A 17841-nucleotide genomic window follows, 5' to 3' on the forward strand; every position below is an offset into this window, starting at 1 on the left:
GCTAGCCCTCAGTTGCCGGCCCCGAGTTTGAAGGGGCATTGTCTTCGGTAAAGAAGACACCGCGCACGCGGGCCTTGGTCTCCTTGTTGAAGACAATCTTGCCTGTGTCGAGATAATAGGTCATCTGCTGACCGGTCATGACCTGACGGCCCTGAACCACAACGACATTGCCAGTGACGACGATAGTCTCGTTTTCCTTGCGATAGACAGCCCTGTCACCGGAGATGGCCTCGAGACCATTGGTATAGCGGATGCCGCCCGTTGCATCGACGCGGTTGAAACGGCCACCACCGATGCCATAGATCTTAAGCTGGGGCGCGGTCAGGATAACCTCGCCCTGCACCACCTGAACGTCACCGGTCCAGAGGGCATAATCCTCATTCTGGAAGGCCTCGAACTGTGCGCCCGTGATGTCGATCGGCGCATTGGAGTTCTGCGAGAACTGCGCCGCAGCCGTGCCCATCATCAGGGCCGGTATCAGCGCGGAAACGAGACCGAGACGGCCTGCTGCCCTGAAACGTGAAAACATGTGCTTATTCCCCTCTCTCAAACAGCGAGTAGCCGTCATCATTCTGAATCCCCGTCATCCGAAGGGACATTGCCGGTATCGTCATTCTCTTCCGGGCTGTCAGTCTCTTCAGTTTCTTCGCTTACATTATACCGCATATGCGCATTACGGAAGACAACCTTGTCTTCATCGCGATAGGCCGTCATGCCCTCCGCCGAAATCGTGCCCTGCGAGCTTTTGCCGAAGACCTGCACATCGGAAGAGAAGGTGCGGTCTTCCAGGGCGATCTTGCCCGTCTCGGTCGTCAGCTCGAAATCATCTGAGCCGATACCCTGGTGGATCTGGACATTGTTGCGCAGGTCGACAGTCTTGTTCTCGGCACTGTAAAGGCCTTCCAGCGCCTTGATATATTCGCGGCCCTGGTCGCCCAGATCCTTGAAGGCTTCCGGATTGTCGAGTGCAACCAGATCAGGCGCATCCGGGCTCTGCTTGGCCGCCGCTGCCAGCAACTCGAAGGTCCGGCCGGCAGCGTCCTCGCCGACGAAGCGCGGCTTGTCGAGGCGCATGTCCTCGGTCGCCATATCGAGATTTTCGAACTGGTTGGCGAAAGTGCGATCCACGGTCTGCGGTGTCGCCATCACGACGTAGGTCGAGGCGATGCCCACGATAAAGACCGGCAGCACGAGGCGGGCAGTGCGTACGAGCGCACTATGGCGGCGCGCCTGCCGCCTGGAGCAGCGGCGCTCGGGGAGATCGGTTTTTTTCAAGGACGGGCCCATAGGTTCCTGATCCACACTCAATTCGCACCTAAATCATTGTGCAGTGCATAACAAACTAAAGCACACATTTATACGCACTGGGCAGCATTTTCATCATAACTGACCATAATTTAAGGCAGAATTCGGCCCATAGGGTTACGAATGCGCAAAGATATCGCTTTCAGCCCATCCAGCCAGATCGAGCGCTGCCCGTGTCGGCAGGAAATCGAAACAGGCCTTCGCCAGGGGCGTGCGACCTTCCCGGGTCAGCATGTCTTCCAGCCGCGCTTTCACCTCATGCAGGTAAAGAACGTCTGACGCGGCATAATCCTTCTGTGCATCGGACAAGGTCGTTGCGCCCCAGTCGGAGGATTGCTGCTGCTTGGACAGCTCGATACCGGCAAGCTCGCGGGTCACGTCCTTCAGGCCATGACGGTCGGTATAGGTGCGTACCAGCTTGGAGGCGATCTTGGTGCAGAAGATCGGTGTCGTCTTCACCCCCAGGTAATGACGGAAAACCGCGACATCGAACCGGGCGAAGTGGAAGATCTTCTCAATGGCCGGGTCGGCGAGCAGCGTCTTAAGGTTCGGCGCGTCATACGTCTCACGGTCGAGCTGGACGAGATGGGCGTCGCCGTCGCCTGCCGATACCTGCACCAGGCAAAGCTTGTCGCGCAGCGGATTGAGGCCCAGCGTTTCTGAATCGACCGCGACAGAGCCGGAAAAAGTCACATCAGCAGGCAGGTCGCCCTTGTGCAGGTGGATGGTCACGGCGCGTCGCTCCTCATATCGTTTCGACTTGCTGTGCTAGTGCGCGGGCGGACGATGGTCAATGTCTTTGGGCAAACTCACCCGGCAGAAACGGCCGGACCCTTGGGGTCCGGCCACTGTGGCTAGAGATCCTCGACTGCCTTGTGCTTGATCGACGGCCACATCTTCTCGGCGTCGCGCAGGATCTTGGCCTTGTTCTTCTTGTACTTCTCGAAGACATCGGCATTGACGAACAGATAGAGCTTGCCGTCCTCGATATCGGCAAAATACGGATCGCCGTCGAGTTTCTTGCCCAGCGCCACGGCATAGGCACAGAACCCGCCATATTGCGGTATGTACTTGCCCGGATTGGCCTTGAACAGGCGGGCTGTTTCCTCGGAGGCAAAGTAATAGGCGACACCGTCCTCCACGACCGTGTGGCGGGCATTACCCTCGGCAACAGCGTTATAGGTCGACAGGGCGACGGTATCGACACCATGCACGCCGAGGGGCTTGCCCTCCAGCGTAGCGCCGGTGGAGACGTTGTATTCGTCTTCGGCAATAGCCTGCGTCGTGACGGTGCACAGGGCGATGGCAATCGCTGCAATGCTGATCGTGTTCTTGTTCATGTCGGTATTCCTTTCAGGTTGAGCCAATAGTGGCGGGGTAAAAACTCTGTACGGATCGTCTGGAATTGACCCCGGCAGGCATTCGTGGTGGGGCCTGCCGGGACCAGGGCAGCAGCCATCCATGGGCGGGGCAGGATGGCCGAACGGTGATCGGGTCAGCCGCGCCACGCGTGGCGGATCGCCTTTACCGTGTTGGCGGTGTTGTCGACGGCGCTGGCGATCATGCGGAAATTCGTCAGCGAGGCCTGATAACCGTCATAATGCTCGGTGATGGCGCCGGCTATCGCATCGGTGACGACCATGACATCGAAACCCTGCTCGACCAGCTCGCGCATATGGGATTCCGTACACAGATTGGATGACATGCCTGCGAGAATGACTTTCGAGATTCCGGCCTTGCGCAATTGCAGGACAAGGTCATTCGTCTCCGGACCATAGGCCTTGTGCGGACTGGTGACGACCGTGCGGCCATTGTTGATGAAGGGCTTGTAGCGCTCCAGCCAGTCGGCGCCGGAACCCTCGAAGCCTTCCAGCGACAACGCATGGGGCCGGTCGAACATGCCGATCGCATGCATCAGCGTTTCCAGCGTGCCTTCGAACTGCCAGCGATGATCGTGGGTGAAGTAGTAATGCGGCGACACGAACAGCGGCATGCCGGTGTCGTCGGCGACGGCAAACAGCGCCTCGAGATTTTCGACCGTGCCGTTGTCGGTCACGTTCTTGCCGACGACAGCCCAGGTCACGCCGTCGGGCGAGAGGAAGTCGTTTTGCGGATCGGTGATGACAATCGCCGTATCGGCGCGGGTTATGTCGAAGCCCGGCATCGGCAGGCCGTCATTGACGGGCGGCGATTTTGCCGTGACGGCACGGGACATTTCGCTCTCGGCTGAAACCTGGATGAAGGCGGCCGCGAGAACGGCGCTCGACGCCAGCACGGCGGTTCTGATGGTTGGCATGGTGGTCATGGTCTCGTTGCTCCTTGGTTGCTTCCAACGAGACCCACGCTAGTCGACGGGGACCCCAACCGTATTGACCGGCGGTGCCAGAGTTTTGACGCAGGGCGCCAAAGCTGCAATCTTGCCTCCAGGGCACGAATATTCGGGATGGCAAAGGGGGAGAGAACTTGCCGCAGATATCGAGTTTTTTTGTCAGAAAGAATATCGAGCAGGCGCAGGGCCTCGCAGACGCCGCCGAGCTTTACGCGCTGGTCGGGCTGGAGCCGGGCTGTTCAGATCCGTCCGCCACGATCGACAGTTCGGATTATTTTGCCTTGCTGGAAGCGCTGGCCGCGCGGGAAGCCCCTGATGTGGGCTTTCACATGCGCACCTCCGCCTCGATGCGCTGCGAGGAATATGGCGCCGTCGGCCTTGCCTGGAAATCCGCACCGACCTTGCGTCATTCATTCTCGCGCATGGACCGATACTCCCGTCAGTACAACAAGATCGCCGCTTTCCTGCAGGAAGAGGACGGCGAGCTGATCCGCTGGACCCATGTGGCCGCAACGCCACCACGGCTCGGCTCTCGCTTGTCGACAGAGGCGGCGCTCGGCACCTTCATCAGCCTGTGCCGTGAAGCGACGAGCCCGGATTTTGCGCCCGAGGGCGTAGAATTTCGCCACCAGCCCATCGGCACGACCGGGGCGGTCGAGGCCTATTTCGGCTGTCCCGTCCGCTATGGCGCGGAGCGCGACGCGCTCGTATTCACTGCCAGCCAGTTCGATGCGCCCAACACCATCGGCGATGAAAGCATCTGGCGGTTCTTCTCCAGCCACCTGCAGGAGATTTTCCCCGACAGGCAGGACACGGATTTTGTCGACCGCCAGGTCGTCGTCGAGATCGCCAACGTGCTCAGCAACGGCGTGCCGACCCTGCAGCAGATCGCCGACCGGCTGAATATCGGCAGCCGCACCCTTCAACGGCGCCTGTCCGAACGCGGCCTGACCTTTCAGGACCTGATCGACGAAGCACGCCGGCGGCTCACCCGCAAGCTGCTTGCCAATACGCGCTATTCGCTGGCGGAGATCGCCTATCTCGCCGGCTTTTCAGACCAGAGCGCCTTCACCCGCGCCTTCAAGCGCTGTTTCGGCCAGACGCCCCGCGCCTATCGCGAGGAAGTGCTGGCGGGCGCAAGCGTCATACCCCGCGAGATGGCCAATATGCAGGAAACAAGGGCGGAGTAGGCAGCGGATGAAGATGCGTCACGGGCGCTGCTGGTCGGTCGGACGAATGAAATCGTGAGAGGAACTGGCCGCTGCCGCGGCATCATTTTCCTCCAAAAGCGTCACTGGCGCTTTTGGTCTGCCGGAGGCAGACCGGAAAATGATGGTGCCCAGGAGAAGACTCGAACTTCCACATCCTTACGGATACCAGCACCTGAAGCTGGCGCGTCTACCAATTCCGCCACCTGGGCCCTTTCGGAGACGCGCTTATTAGGCATCCACTGCGACGATGTCAAATATAATTGAGTGGCCGCCAGCGAAATTTTACCGTGCGGAACGCAGCACCCCTGCGGCATGTTCCTGCATTGATTGGCGCGGGCTTTTGGGCTAACCCGCTCGCAGCAGAAACATCAGGGATTTGAGGCACATGGCAAGCAAGCTGGCAGTCGTATTCGGTGGGTCGGGGTTTCTCGGGCGCAATGTCGTACGCGAGCTGGCGGCAAGGGGCTGGCGGGTGCGTGTCGCCGTGCGCCGTCCGCACCACGCCAACTTCCTGCGGCCGATGGGCGCCGTCGGCCAGATCCAGCTGTTCCAGGGCAATGTGCGCTATCGCCCCTCGATCGCCGAGGCGCTGAAGGACGCTGACGCCGTCGTCAACCTCGTCGGCATCCTGTCCAAGGCCGGCAAGCAGAATTTCGACTCGGTTCAGGCACAGGGTGCGCGCAACATTGCCGAGCTGGCCGCGAAAGAAGGCATCAACAATGTCGTGCATGTCTCCGCCATCGGTGCCGACCCTGACAGCGATAGCGACTATGCCCGCACCAAGGCAGAGGGAGAGGCCGCGATGCGCGAGGCGCTGCCGTCCGCGACCATCCTGCGCCCGTCGATCATCTTCGGTGCCAAGGACGAGTTCTTCAACCGCTTTGCCGAGATGACCCGCTTCTCCCCCGCCCTGCCCTTGATCGGCGGCGGCAAGACGAAGTTCCAGCCCATCTATGTCGATGATGTCGCCGATGCCGTCTGCGCCGCGCTGGAAAGCGACGCCACCGATGGCCGCACCTATGAGCTGGGCGGACCGGACGTTAAGACGTTCAAGGAACTGATGGAAATGATGCTGAAGATCATCGGCCGCAAGCGCGCGCTGGTGCCGGTACCGTTCCCGATCGCCGGGATGATGGGCGCGGCGGGCGACACGGCGAGCATCCTGCCCTTCGTCAGTGCACCGATCACTGCCGATCAGGTCAAGCTGCTAAAACGCGACAATGTCGTGGGGCAGAGTGGCGAGGAAAATATCGGCACGATCCAGGATCTCGGCATCGAGCCGGAGACGCTGCTGTCGATCCTGCCGACATACTTGGTGCGCTATCGCAAGTATGGCCAGTTCTCGCCTGAGACTGTTTAGCCAGCCAAACCCGCGCCGATTTCGGCGACCATTAGCTGTCCTTCCCTGTAAAACGCTTTAAAGTGAAAGCGTTTAAGCAGAGGAGAGACAGAAATGATCGATCAACTCATCCAGCAGGTATCCGCGAAACTCGGTATCGATGTCGGCATGGCCAAGCAGGCCGTGGGCGTCGTGCTTGGTTTGCTGCAAAAGGAAGGCGACGGCGATGCCGTATCAGCCCTGTTCTCGCAGATCCCGGGCGCGGCGGACCTTGCCGGTGAATTCAAGGGCGTCGGCGGCGGCAACAGTGCGCTTGGCGGCCTGATGGGGCGCATGGGCGGCATGCTCGGCGGCGGGGCCGGTGATGCCATATCGGCAATGGCCGCGTTCAAGTCGACCGGCCTGTCCATGGATCAGGCAAAGGACATGATGCCGGTGATGAAGAATTTCCTGATGGAAAATGCAGGCGAGGATGTGATGAAACAGGCGCTGGGTTCAGTCCCCGCGCTGAAAGGTTTCGCGAACTAGACAATCTGCCTACCGATCAATAATGATCACCGCAGATGCCGCACCGGATTGCGTCTGTCAAGGACGGCCCGAAGGGCCGCCGCCTCCGGCGGGCATGCTCCTTGACAGACACAATCCGGCACGACAATGGGCAGCCATGCCTGTAAGGCAGACTCTGCCTTACAGGCACTTGGCGAGACTTTATCTGCACCAAGATCGCCGCATAAAATAAGCTATAGACAGCAAGAGGATATATCCGTCAGCTTAGGATGGCAGACTACCCTAAGGCGTCCAGCCCTCGTCGTCGCCTTCTTCCTCGGCCTCAATAGCAGCTTCTTCCGCCGCTTCCTCGCCGCGGGTGGTCTTGATGACTTCCAGCAGCTTGCCGAGCAGCTTGTCGATGTTCTTCGTCGTGGCGCCTGAGATGACCCAGACGTCCTTGCCGCTCGCTTTAGCCAGCGCAGCGCGCTTTTCTTCCAGCTCTTCCTCGCTGACGATATCGGCCTTGTTCAGCGCCAGGATTTCTTCCCGTTCGGCAAGGCCGTGACCATAGGACTCCATCTCGGTGCGGACGGTTTGCCAGCTGGCGACGACATCGTCGACGCTCGCGTCGACCAGGTGCAACAGCACCGCGCAGCGCTCGACATGGCCGAGGAACCGGTCGCCTATCCCCGCGCCCTCATGGGCGCCCTCGATCAGGCCCGGAATATCGGCGAGCACGAAGGAGTTCGCCGGGCCGACGCGCACGACGCCCAGATTGGGGTGAAGCGTCGTGAACGGATAATCGGCAATTTTCGGCTTGGCGGCGGAGACGGCGGCAAGGAAGGTCGACTTGCCGGCATTGGGCAGGCCGACAAGGCCGGCATCGGCGATCAGCTTCAGGCGCAGCCAGATCGTTCGCTCCTCACCCGCCTGGCCGGGGTTGGCGCGGCGCGGTGCCTGGTTGGTCGAGGTCTTGAAGCGGGCATTGCCCCAGCCGCCATTGCCGCCTTTGGCGAGCAGCACGCGCTCACCCACCGTGTCGAGATCGGCAATCAGCGTCTCTTCATCTTCCTCGAAGATCTGTGTGCCGACGGGCACATAGATGGTGATATCCTCGCCCGCCGCGCCGGTGCGGTTGCGGCCCATGCCGTGGATGCCGGTATCCGCCTTGAAGTGCTGCTGGTAGCGGTAATCGATCAGCGTGTTGAGATTGTCCACGGCCTCGGCAAACACGTGCCCGCCTCGCCCGCCATCGCCGCCATCGGGCCCGCCGAACTCGACGAATTTCTCACGCCGGAATGACAGGCAGCCTGCACCGCCTGTACCGCTTCTGATATAGATCTTGGCTCGGTCGAGAAACTTCATCTTCCATACCTTTCGCGCGTCAACGCATATTTCGTGCCGGGGTCGGCGCGGCCGCGCGCTTCTGACCACACGGGCGGATCATAGCCCATACACTCGAACCCGGCTTTCTGCAAAACCCGGCCCGACGCAGGATTGTCGAGATAATGGTCGGCGGTGATGGTGTTCAGCCCCATCACGGCAAAGCCGTGGCGGCAGACGGCGGTGACCGCTTCTGTCATCAGGCCTTGTCCGGAGACCGACATGCCGATCATGTAGCCGAGCTTGCCTGTCCCCTCTTCATTCGCGTGCAGCCCTATAAGCCCGATGCACTCGCCCTGAAACAGGATCGAAAAGAGGGTGTCCTTCATTGCATCCCATGCCGCCGCCCTGACGAAACGCGCGCGGGCGAAATCCTCGGTGAAGCTTGAGGGCCAGCGCGCTGTCATCCGCGTCACATTGAAATCGTTGCAATGGCGCGTGAACGCCGTCGCATCCCGGGCGACGGGCTGGCGCAACAGCAATCTCTCTGTACGAATCGTATGCGGCATCGCTTCAAACCGGTCGGCCCCAATAAAAAAGGAGGGCCGGACAGGCCCTCCTTCGTCAAAATCCTCGAAAGGGATATCCGTTATTCTGCAGCCTGGGCCGGCTCGACGCTGACGACGGACTTGTCATCGCGGGTCTTGCGGAAGGAAACGCTGCCTTCGACGAGAGCGAAGATGGTGTGGTCCTTGCCGATGCCGACATTGTCGCCCGGGTGGTACTTGGTGCCACGCTGGCGGATGATGATGTTACCCGGCACGACCGACTGACCGCCGAATTTCTTTACGCCAAGGCGGCGACCAGCTGAGTCGCGACCGTTACGGGATGAACCGCCTGCTTTTTTATGTGCCATTGTCCATTACTCCTTGTCAGCTGCTCGTTGATCGACTTTCGCGCGCGGCGGCTTGCCGGCAACGAGTTCCTGTGCCTGCTCGACCCACTCGTCGCGTGTCGGGCGGCCGCCGAGGGACAGTTCTTCGTCCATCTTGGCGACAGCGGCGTCATCCATCTCGGCGATCTGCTTCAGCGAGGTGATGCCGTAGCCGGTGAGCTTTTCTTTCAGTTTCGGGCCGACGCCACCGATCAGGGCGATATCGTCCTTGAAGTCAGCCGCTTCGGTTGCGACTGCCGGTGTCTCGGCGACGTCCTTCGGCGTGTTGTCCGCTTTAGGGGCCGCTTTCTTTGCTGCCGGTTTGGAGGCAGCTTTTTTAGCCGGCTTGGCGCCATCGGTCAGGATGTCGGTGATGCGCAGGACCGTCAGGTGCTGGCGGTGACCGGCCTTGCGGCGATAGTTCTGGCGGCGGCGTTTCTTGAAGACGGTGATCTTCTTGGAACGCGCCTGCTCCAGGATTTCAGCGGCGACGGAAGCGCCATCGACTTTCGGGACACCGACTTTCACGTCAGAGCCGTTGCCGACCATGATAACTTCTTCGAGGGTGATTGTGTCACCGGCGTCGCCGTCGAGGCGCTCTACCTTGATCACATCATTCTGGGCAACGCGATACTGCTTGCCCCCTGTCTTTACGACTGCGTACATCTTCCGACCTTTCAAATGCCCTGCAATTCCGGGCGGTTAATAAAGAGAAGTCCTTTTTCATCCGCCGGACTGCTGCCAGCGTTGTTTGCCGCACCCTTCACGGAATACGCCAAAAGAGGCGGCGTCATACGAGAATAAACCGAGGCCGTCAATACTCTCGGGCCTACAAAAAGCCCGTAAACACAAGAAAGGCCGGGGGTTGCCCGGCCTTTCCTCTCTTCAGGCTCTAGCGAGCCATCAGATCTTTTCCATCACTGGCGCAATGATCGCCTTGATGTGCTCGCGGTGCGCAGCAGAGGCTGCGTCCTGGCCGAAGGCGAACCAGCCGATACGGCCGTTCACATCCTTGATCGCGGCAAGTGCGGCGGACTGTGCCACCGGACCATACCCGCCATTGCCTACAATGCCGACGAGGCGTTTTGTATATTCGACCTGCAGGTTCTGGCGGAAGGTGTTCGGCTTACCGGTCAGATCGCCGCCATAGATCGCGTCATTGAGGTCGAGCAGCATCTCCGCCGGCTTGTACTCGCCGCCATATAGCTGGTAGTTGGTCATCCGGTCGAGCACATTGGCGCTCATCAGGTGGTTCAGCACACCCGACTGGATCGACAGGGCACGCTCATGAACTTTGGGATCCTCGGTGTCGCCGAAGAAGTTGAACCCGCGGCGCTGCGGCTGCAGGCTGGCAACGAGGTCAGCCGGCACGTCGAATGCGTCCGCGGCGAAGATCTCGTCTTTCAGCAGCTTCATTGCTGCCTTCTGATAGTCCTTCGGCACCGGCGTATAGCTCTGCGTCTCGCCGTCCTGACCGATCGCGGCCCGCTCGACATAGACACCACCGATATAACGCGACACGGCACTGCCCATGCCTGCCTGGTTGGAGGTCAGGATCAGATACGCGTTGCGCAGTGCTTCCCAGCTGTCGCCCTCATTGGAGTATTTCTCCTTCAGGCCCGGCATTAGCGACTGGACGAGATCGATACGATCCCTGCCATAGGTCACCATGTCGGAGGACATGTCACCGATCATCACGCGCGGGTCGATACCGCCGCCACCGGCAGAGCGCATGTCGTCGGCATCGTTGCCGAAGGCATACCCATGCTCTGTCGACTTGGACAGCAGCTCGGCGCGCACGCCGGCATCATCGACATCCGGCGAATAGCCGAAGGTGATCGCCCAGTTGTCATAGGGTCCTGGACGACGGTTGGCATAGTCGCCCTGGGTCATGCCCTGCGGGGCGACGTTCAGCGCCGGATAGTCCATGACGGAGCCCGCAATGATGCCCTGCGTCAGCTCCTTGTCGTGGACTTCCACCGCATCCCACATGATGGAGGCCTTCATGTTGTGGTTAAGGCCCAGCGTGTGACCCAGCTCGTGCAGGATCAGGTAGTACAGCCCGTCCTCGACCAGCTGGCTGATTTCTTCATCGCTTGCGCCGGCCTGCATCGCTGCCGTTCTGGCAACCATCAGGTCCTGCTGCAGGCGGATGCCGGCATTGCACAGGCCCTTGCCCTTGTCATGGGCATGGTTGAGGGCTTCAAGGGCCTCCTGTGACGCTGCGCCGTCCTCGGGGAACAGCTCCGTATACGTGATACGGTTGGTCAGGAAGACATACTCAAGCATGATGTCGGCACCGATAATCTCACCGGTGCGCGGATTGGTGAAGCTAGGGCCATAGCCACCGAATGGCGGGTTGGGCGAGGATGTCCAGCGCAGGACGTTGTAGCGGATATCGCCTGCATCCCACTCGGCATCGTCAGGCTGTACCTTCACTTCCATCGCGTTGGAGAAGCCGGCCGCCTCGAAAGACTCGTTCCAGGCCAGCGCCGCATCGCGGATGATGTCGCGATACTCGACCGGGGTCGTGTTCTCGATCCACCAGGTGATCGGCTCGACCGGGTCGGACACGGCAGCGCTCGGGTCCTGCTTGACCAGGCGCCAGCGGTTGATCATGTCGCGATAGGGGGTCGCATCCGGCGAGGTCAGGTCGGTAACCTGATCGAAGAAATAGCCGACGCGGTAATCGTCGAAGCGCGGCGTGAATTCTTCCTCCGGCATGGCGATCAGCGAATGCTGCATGCGGATGGTGACGGAACGCGCATCGGTCACATCAGCCCCGCCATAATTGGTCGGGCGCGGCAGGTCGAAGACATAGCTGACGATGACGTCGGTGTTTTCCGGATAGTTGCGGACGTCCTCGTAATGGGTCTTGGAGCCGGACAGCTCGCCGATACGGAAATCCGTCGGCTGATCATTCGGTCCGGAAGAGGCTTTCACCTGGTGCAGGTTCTCGGTCAGGAACAGGTCGTTCGCCTTGATCAGGTAACGGGTCGGCGTTGCTTCCTCGCCGTCACCCGAGCCGGCGGTCTCGCCCTCGATCTTCACATTGGCGAGGATCGCATCGGAGATGTTGGCCTCGGATGCACGCGACAGGGCATTGTCTTCGTCGAAATAGAAGGCCGTGTTGACCTCTACAACGTCGATCGTGCCATAACGCTTTTCAAAGGAGATGACGCGCTGGTCGCGGTAATTGCCCCGGAAGTGGCCCGCACCCAGAACACCGTTCTCGGTATAGGAGAAGGCAATGAATTCCTCGCCCAGCTGGTCCTCGGTGATCTCCATGTAGAGATCGCCGTTTTCCGGGTCCTGCCACATCGGGAACAGGCCATCGAGCTCTTCATAGTCTTCGACCACATCGGCGATGGTCTTTTCTTCATCCTCGTCTTCATCATCCTGCGCAAAGGACGGCTGGACGGTCATCACGGTTGCCAGCGCCGCCACGCTGGTAAAGCTGGCAACGCCAGCCAGCAGCGCATAGAACGGCTGCGCGAGCAAAGAATTCCTGGTCATAAACTGCCCCTCTTACTGATTGCAGACGAAAGAATTGCACGGGAATCAAAGGCCTGACAAGCGTTTGCGCCGCCAACTAAATAAATCGTATCAAACGCGAGAAGATTCCCAAGATTGCCTTCCGGTTGGAGCTTTTCACCAAAAACACCAGCAGTTCCGGAACGCGGGAGACCCGTGACATCTCGCTCTGGCACGACTTTTGGATCTCGTTAATGCGTTTGGTTGACACCGGACCTGAAACCGAGAAGCTAGTCCCCTTACCTGAAAGTGCGAATTGGGGAGCGTACATAGAGTGAAGCCACAGCCTGTCTTGATACTGGGTATGCACCGGTCTGGCACGTCATGTCTTGCCGGTTCGCTGGAGCAGGCTGGCCTGTTCCTCGGCGAGGTGAACACCGCTGCGCCATTCAATCGCAAGGGCAATCGGGAAAACCTGTCCCTGATGAAGCTTCACGACCGCGTCCTCGCCGACAATGATGCCGCCTGGGACAATCCGCCCGAGGGCGAGATTACCTGGACATCCGGGCAGCTGGACGACCTGCGCACGGCGATCGAACCTTATGAGGACAAGCCGGTCTGGGGCGCGAAAGATCCGCGTGCGCTGTTCCTGCTCGACGGATGGCTGGCGGAAACAGCGCCGCGCTTCGTCGGCACCTTCCGGCACCCGGCTGCCGTCGTCGCCTCGCTCTGCCACCGGGCGAAAAAATGGAAGAAAGAGATGTCGTCCGATCACGCCCTGTCCCTGTGGCAGGCCTATAACGAGCGGCTGATAGCCCGCCATGACGCGAGCCCTTTCCCGATCCTGCGCTACGGCACCCCGGACTATGCCGACAGGCTTGCCGGCATCATCGAGACCCTCGGCCTCGACACCAGCGCCCGGATCGATTTTTTCGAAGACGGGCTGATGACCCATCAGGCAGAAGATGACGTGCCGGCCTCAGCCAGGCCCTTGTGGGACAGATTGTGTGATGCCGCAGGATAAGCCCCTTATCTCGATAGTCATCGTTGCCTACGACATGGCCCGGGAAATTCCGCGAACGGTCGCTTCCTTCCTGCCGCCATACCAGATCTGTGTCAGCGCGACCGACATCGAGATCATCGTCGTGGAGAACGGATCGCCATCGCCGGTGGCTCAGGAGACGATTGCAGGCTGGCCCGCCAATGTACGCTACATGATGGCCGACCCGGTCACGACCACGCCCGCCACCGCCCTCAACCAGGGCATTGCCGCTGCAAGGGGCGACTATATCTGCGCGGTCATCGATGGCGCGCGCATGGCCTCGCCCGGCCTGCTGAAATACACGATGCAGGCGACCGGTCTTGCCGCCGAACCCGCGGTCGCAACTGTCGGCTGCCATATCGGCTACAAGCTTCAGGCTGTCGCGGTGAAGGAAGGCTATTGCCAGGCCATCGAGGACGAGATGCTGGCCGCCATAGACTGGCAGAACAATGGCTATGACCTGTTCAACATTTCCTGCTTCGGCGGCTCGGCGCCCAGTGGCTGGCTCGGCAACCTGGCCGAAAGCAATGCCATCACGCTCAGCCGCAGGATGATGGCAGAGCTGGGGGGATTCGATGAACGCTTTGACATTCCCGGCGGCGGGATCGTCAATCTCGATTTCTTCCGCCGTGCCGTCGAACATCCGGACACGACCTATATGCTGGTGATGGGTGAAGCCACGTTCCACCAGTATCATGGCGGCGTCACCACCTCCCGGCCCGTCGCCAGGGCGGATGCCGAAACCCCCGGCCTGTCGACATGGCAGCGCTATGCAAGGCAATATCGCCAGATCACCGGCAAGGCCTGGGCCGTACCCACCGTAGAGCCGGTCATGATCGGCGGCTTCACCCCCCAGGGCCGCAAGGCCCTGCAACGCGCGGCGACAGAGTTCCTCGCCCGCCAGAAGGACAAGACTGCCGCTGCCTCGACTTGACCGGACAAGAATGCCATCCCCCTCACATACCCTCTTGCAATAACTGCTTTCAAAAGATAATACCTGCCTTCCCCGCGGAGAGGTGCCGGAGTGGTCGAACGGGGCGGTCTCGAAAACCGTTGTGCGGGCAACCGTACCGAGGGTTCGAATCCCTCTCTCTCCGCCATCTCGCCTTGTGGCACAGCAAGATTGTTTAAAGCCCTGAATGGGTAAGAAATTGCTGGAGTTCGAAACCCGGTTTTCCGGCAATATTGAAGTTTCTCGGTAAAGGCCAGTTTCAGGACCGTGTGGCGGTGTGCCGGATGGCCTGTATTCCAGAGCGCAAGCGGGTTCGACAGGAACCGCATGGCCAGTTCGAATACATCCTCGAAAGCGTGCGCTGGGCGGCCCTGATTTTCGAGCTTTTCGATCATTATCAGCTTATCTTTTTCCAGCGATGCAATGCGCTTTTCGTAGGCGGCCACCACACTGTGGTTTTCCGCGACAACAATGCGGTCGAGGAAGTTCTCGATCTGGCCTTCAACGTCCTTGATCTGCTTTTGCAGGGTGCGGCGTTGCTCTTCACCCTGAGCTAACTGGTAATCCCACATCTTACTAAACATCGCCCGAACAACGGTGACCATTTGTTCAACTGGCTGGAGTTGGCCCAATAATTTTTCGAAAGCGCCTTCCAATTCATCGCGGCGGATAGATTTGCGATATGACGCGCAGCCCTTCAGGAAGCACATGTAATAAGGATGCTTCTTCCCTGACTTGCTCTTGGACCAGCAGGCAGTCATGGCGTGACCGCATTCGGCGCAGGCGACCGTGCCGCGTAAAATGAAGTCATGATTAAGGTTGGCGCGAACTGGTGCGTACGCACCTTCTTTTAGGCGCTTCTGGATACGCTCGAACGTCTCGAACGAGATCAGCCCTTCATGCTGTCCCTTGCGAAGCGTGACGCCCCAATCTTCCTTCTCGACCATCCCGGCATAAAGCGGCTTGGTTAGAATGTCGGTGACAAGCTGGTTGCGAACCTCGCCCTTTTTGTTTTTCGGAAAGGCGGGCTGGCTTTCGAAGAAGCGTTTGACCTCAACCTGTAGCTGGAAGCGCCCGGCGGCATAGCCTTCAAGGCCTTCCTGAATGATTGAGGCCAGCGGTTCATCGCGCACCAGCATCTTGCCCCGGCCCGGCACTTTCTCGAAGCGATAGCCCATGCAACCGATAAAGGTCCAATAGCCATTCATGAGACGCGCGCGCATGCGGTTCTTGGTTTGCTCTGCATTCTTCTGGCGCTGGTGCTGTGAGACGGAAGCCAAGAGATTTTCGATCAGGCGCGAGTCGCTATCCTCGCCGAACTCGATGGACGGGCTTTCCAGTCGACCGCCGCTAGACGCAATCGCATCGCGCAGATCGAGGTGGACGCGGATATCGCGCGATAGGCGGGAGATATCGTCAATCAGGACGACATAGCTTGCCGTCTTCTGGTTCGCCTTCATGAAGGCAAGCATGGATTGAATGCCGGGGCGCTGCAGCGTGCCGCCGGAAACGGCCTTGTCGAAGAAGACGTCTTCGACCTCATAGCCCTTCATCTTGGCAAACTCGCGGCAGCGGGTTTCTTGGCTGGCGAGGCCATGACCTTTTTTAAGCTGCGCGACGGAAGATATACGGGCGTAAATCAGCGCCTTGGTTTTGGTGATGGTTTCAGCGTGTGTCATGACTCCCCCTTCTCTCCGGCAGGCTCCTCATTGGACGGCCCGGAACGGTCGTTAATCGGTGTACGGTTGGATGTGGACAAGCATAGCACATCGCTGATGGAAAAGAGCAGAGAATCTTCATTCTTTACCGCATTTTCATTAGGATTTTGCTGGTGTTGCTGCATAGGGTGCAGGCCAAAGCCTAGCTCGACGAAGGCCAGCAATACGTTGCCGAGAGTTCGAACAAATTCCTCTTTGGCCTCAGGCGAAATGTCCAGATCATCCAGCTCGGCGATCAGCTCTTCCATATCGGGTTTAACAGGGGTCGGTGCGTGGTCCGTTTCTGGCGAACCGCAATCAGGCGGCATGGCGTCTCCTTTGTTGGTGTGGGTAGTACCTTTCTAGCGCAAACAAAAAACCCCGCCGGGGGAATTGGCAGGGTTTCGTATCATTCGATGGCTGCGAATTGCGGGCGCATTAATAGGTATTCTGTCCTAATTGAAACATGAAATTCCGAATTTGTCGATGTTTTTGTTTGTGTACGGTTCTTTCTGACATCGTCTATCTGGATCAAAGCCGACACTGTGTGGTAGCATCCACCCATGAGTGAAACCTATTTGAACGGCAAAATCACTGTGTCTTCGCTGACTGCGCCGACCGAGGAAGATATCCGCCAGATTGAGGCACTATCGCCTGACGAGCGGCTGGAATTGATGCGTGAAGCCATCAAACAAGGCATCGAGAGCGGCGTTTCCAAGCGCAGCATGGAAGAAATTCGCCAAGCGGCGCGTGCCAAGGCCCTTGGTCGATCCGGCTAACCGTTTTGCTATTTCATTGATTCAGCGCGTTGGAAGATGGTATTATAAACTATGAGCACCGAGAAAACAGACACACTCCAGATCGACCATGACCTGCAGGTCCGCCTGCTGGCAATTGCCGAGCGCACCGGGCATTCCGTGCCGGAGCTGGCCGAAACGGTGCTGCGTTCTTACGCCGACGATGCCGAGCGCGAACAGGCCGAATTCGCCGAGGATGAAAGCCGCTGGCAGCGCTATCTGGAAACGGGCAGCGCCATTCCCTTCGATTCGATCAAGGGCAAGCTGCACCGCCTCGCGGCAGAGGCTGCCCGCCGGGCCGATCCTCAATGAAATATGTCTTGCTGCCGGAGGCAGAGGACGACATTGATCGGCTCTATAATTTCCTAGTCGAGAAAAACCCGCTCGCCGCTCAAAAGGCCATGCTCGCCATTGATGAGGGCTTGAGCCTTCTGCAGGACAATCCGCATTTCGGAACGGCGATGCAGAATCACAAACCGTACCGACAGCTCTTTGTGCCGTTCGGCAAGAGCGTCTATGTCCTGCGCTATCGCATCTATGAGGAAGCCGAAACGCTGGTTGTGGTTCGCATCTGGCACGGTAAGGAAGCGCGGGAGTAAGCACAGTTCTTGAAGCCCTGGCATTGATGCAGGAACGGTTCACACTAAGGACAGAATTTATTCGGATTTGCGGGTTTCGTTGATCGCAAGATGTGCGTGGTAATACCACGCCTCTTGGCAAGGGGAACCCGCTGCGCGTCCCCCGTTGCATCCCCTCCGGCAATGGTGGCTTTCAGGCATTGAGCCTTCCCGCCACCATACAATCGTATCGCCGATTGATCTCTCGTCAGGGTAATGGCCCCCGACACCCGCCAATCAGGGGAGCGTTCCAGCTACCCCCGATACCCCCATGACCAACGCTTTCGTTCGTTGGATCACGACCAAAGAGCCTGCCCGTGCTCTTTGGAAAC

At 59.4% G+C, this 17841-nt stretch carries 20 protein-coding genes, 2 tRNA genes and 1 pseudogene; 10 read left to right on the forward strand and 13 right to left on the reverse strand.

What is annotated here, in order from left to right:
* Position 1: 1 nt before the first annotated feature.
* The 5 genes from FF098_RS16390 to FF098_RS16410 form a co-directional block, all read right to left on the reverse strand.
* Entirely contained in the window at positions 2-529 is a 528-nt protein-coding gene (locus tag FF098_RS16390; RefSeq protein WP_166426598.1) for an LptA/OstA family protein, read from the reverse strand.
* Positions 530-567: 38 nt separating this feature from the next.
* The gene (gene lptC, locus FF098_RS16395) at positions 568-1275 is read right to left on the reverse strand and encodes an LPS export ABC transporter periplasmic protein LptC (protein ID WP_166426599.1); all 708 of its coding nucleotides are present in this window, start codon (positions 1273-1275) and stop codon (positions 568-570) included.
* Positions 1276-1422: 147 nt separating this feature from the next.
* The gene (locus tag FF098_RS16400; RefSeq protein ID WP_166426600.1) at positions 1423-2037 is read right to left on the reverse strand and encodes a ribonuclease D; all 615 of its coding nucleotides are present in this window, start codon (positions 2035-2037) and stop codon (positions 1423-1425) included.
* A gap of 122 nt (positions 2038-2159) precedes the next feature.
* Positions 2160-2645: a YHS domain-containing (seleno)protein gene (locus tag FF098_RS16405; RefSeq protein ID WP_205967547.1), complete on the reverse strand. Its 486-nt coding sequence runs from the start codon at positions 2643-2645 to the stop codon at positions 2160-2162.
* A 155-nt stretch (positions 2646-2800) separates the two neighbouring features.
* On the reverse strand, positions 2801-3520 hold the full coding sequence (locus FF098_RS16410; protein WP_373291501.1) for an isochorismatase family protein: 720 nt from the start codon (positions 3518-3520) through the stop codon (positions 2801-2803).
* A gap of 248 nt (positions 3521-3768) precedes the next feature.
* On the opposite strand from FF098_RS16410, the gene FF098_RS16415 reads away from it, so the two are divergent.
* Positions 3769-4824, forward strand: a complete 1056-nt coding sequence (locus FF098_RS16415; RefSeq protein WP_155142583.1) for an AraC family transcriptional regulator — start codon at positions 3769-3771, stop codon at positions 4822-4824.
* Between the two features lie 143 nt (positions 4825-4967).
* On the opposite strand, the gene FF098_RS16420 is transcribed toward FF098_RS16415, so the two are convergent.
* Positions 4968-5054: transfer RNA gene (locus FF098_RS16420), tRNA-Leu, on the reverse strand.
* A gap of 176 nt (positions 5055-5230) precedes the next feature.
* Here FF098_RS16420 and FF098_RS16425 point away from each other — a divergent pair.
* Both FF098_RS16425 and FF098_RS16430 read left to right on the forward strand, forming a co-directional pair.
* Positions 5231-6205, forward strand: coding sequence for a complex I NDUFA9 subunit family protein (locus FF098_RS16425; RefSeq protein WP_155142585.1), 975 nt, complete (start codon positions 5231-5233; stop codon positions 6203-6205).
* A gap of 93 nt (positions 6206-6298) precedes the next feature.
* Positions 6299-6712: a DUF2780 domain-containing protein gene (locus tag FF098_RS16430; RefSeq protein ID WP_155142586.1), complete on the forward strand. Its 414-nt coding sequence runs from the start codon at positions 6299-6301 to the stop codon at positions 6710-6712.
* A 261-nt stretch (positions 6713-6973) separates the two neighbouring features.
* Here the strand turns inward: FF098_RS16430 and obgE are convergent, their stop codons facing one another.
* The 5 genes from obgE to FF098_RS16455 all read right to left on the reverse strand — a co-directional run bounded on the left by obgE (position 6974) and on the right by FF098_RS16455 (position 12446).
* A complete protein-coding gene (gene obgE / locus FF098_RS16435) occupies positions 6974-8038 on the reverse strand; it encodes a GTPase ObgE (RefSeq protein WP_155142588.1) in 1065 nt (354 codons plus the stop codon).
* Entirely contained in the window at positions 8035-8565 is a 531-nt protein-coding gene (locus FF098_RS16440; protein WP_155142590.1) for a GNAT family N-acetyltransferase, read from the reverse strand. The genes obgE and FF098_RS16440 overlap by 4 nt, the downstream gene beginning before the upstream one ends.
* Before the next feature lie 80 nt (positions 8566-8645).
* Complete coding sequence (gene rpmA, locus FF098_RS16445; RefSeq protein WP_155142592.1) at positions 8646-8912, reverse strand: 50S ribosomal protein L27; 267 nt, start codon at positions 8910-8912, stop codon at positions 8646-8648.
* Positions 8913-8918: 6 nt separating this feature from the next.
* Positions 8919-9596, reverse strand: coding sequence for a 50S ribosomal protein L21 (locus FF098_RS16450; protein WP_155142594.1), 678 nt, complete (start codon positions 9594-9596; stop codon positions 8919-8921).
* A 237-nt stretch (positions 9597-9833) separates the two neighbouring features.
* Positions 9834-12446 (reverse strand): zinc-dependent metalloprotease, encoded by a 2613-nt coding sequence (locus FF098_RS16455; protein ID WP_205967548.1) that lies wholly within the window; start codon positions 12444-12446, stop codon positions 9834-9836.
* Positions 12447-12738: 292 nt separating this feature from the next.
* Between FF098_RS16455 and FF098_RS16460 the strand changes: the two genes are divergently transcribed.
* The 4 genes from FF098_RS16460 (at position 12739) to FF098_RS17600 (ending at position 14955) form a co-directional block, all read left to right on the forward strand.
* Positions 12739-13428 carry a sulfotransferase gene (locus FF098_RS16460; RefSeq protein ID WP_155142597.1) on the forward strand — a complete coding sequence of 230 codons (690 nt, stop codon included), beginning with the start codon at positions 12739-12741 and terminating at the stop codon, positions 13426-13428.
* Positions 13415-14380 (forward strand): glycosyltransferase family 2 protein, encoded by a 966-nt coding sequence (locus tag FF098_RS16465; protein ID WP_166426601.1) that lies wholly within the window; start codon positions 13415-13417, stop codon positions 14378-14380. The genes FF098_RS16460 and FF098_RS16465 overlap by 14 nt, the downstream gene beginning before the upstream one ends.
* A 76-nt stretch (positions 14381-14456) precedes the next feature.
* Positions 14457-14546: transfer RNA gene (locus FF098_RS16470), tRNA-Ser, on the forward strand.
* An 85-nt stretch (positions 14547-14631) separates the two neighbouring features.
* On the forward strand, positions 14632-14955 hold the full coding sequence (locus tag FF098_RS17600) for a hypothetical protein (protein ID WP_205967549.1): 324 nt from the start codon (positions 14632-14634) through the stop codon (positions 14953-14955).
* Positions 14956-15042: 87 nt separating this feature from the next.
* Here FF098_RS17600 and FF098_RS18070 read toward each other — a convergent pair.
* Positions 15043-16077: pseudogene (locus FF098_RS18070) on the reverse strand (recombinase family protein); the annotation flags it as partial.
* Positions 16074-16424, reverse strand: a complete 351-nt coding sequence (locus FF098_RS16480; protein ID WP_155142601.1) for a hypothetical protein — start codon at positions 16422-16424, stop codon at positions 16074-16076. The pseudogene FF098_RS18070 and the gene FF098_RS16480, both read right to left, overlap by 4 nt.
* A 234-nt stretch (positions 16425-16658) precedes the next feature.
* On the opposite strand from FF098_RS16480, the gene FF098_RS16485 reads away from it, so the two are divergent.
* Genes FF098_RS16485 through FF098_RS16495 form a run of 3 tightly spaced genes read left to right on the forward strand, consistent with a single transcriptional unit; the run spans position 16659 to position 17491 of the window.
* The gene (locus FF098_RS16485) at positions 16659-16874 is read left to right on the forward strand and encodes a hypothetical protein (protein WP_155142603.1); all 216 of its coding nucleotides are present in this window, start codon (positions 16659-16661) and stop codon (positions 16872-16874) included.
* A 51-nt stretch (positions 16875-16925) separates the two neighbouring features.
* On the forward strand, positions 16926-17204 hold the full coding sequence (locus FF098_RS16490; RefSeq protein WP_155142623.1) for a hypothetical protein: 279 nt from the start codon (positions 16926-16928) through the stop codon (positions 17202-17204).
* Complete coding sequence (locus FF098_RS16495; protein ID WP_155142625.1) at positions 17201-17491, forward strand: type II toxin-antitoxin system RelE/ParE family toxin; 291 nt, start codon at positions 17201-17203, stop codon at positions 17489-17491. The genes FF098_RS16490 and FF098_RS16495 overlap by 4 nt, the downstream gene beginning before the upstream one ends.
* The last annotated feature ends 350 nt before the right edge of the window (positions 17492-17841 follow it).

This window comes from Aquisalinus luteolus, from assembly GCF_009712425.2.
Lineage (GTDB): Bacteria > Pseudomonadota > Alphaproteobacteria > Caulobacterales > Parvularculaceae > Aquisalinus > Aquisalinus luteolus.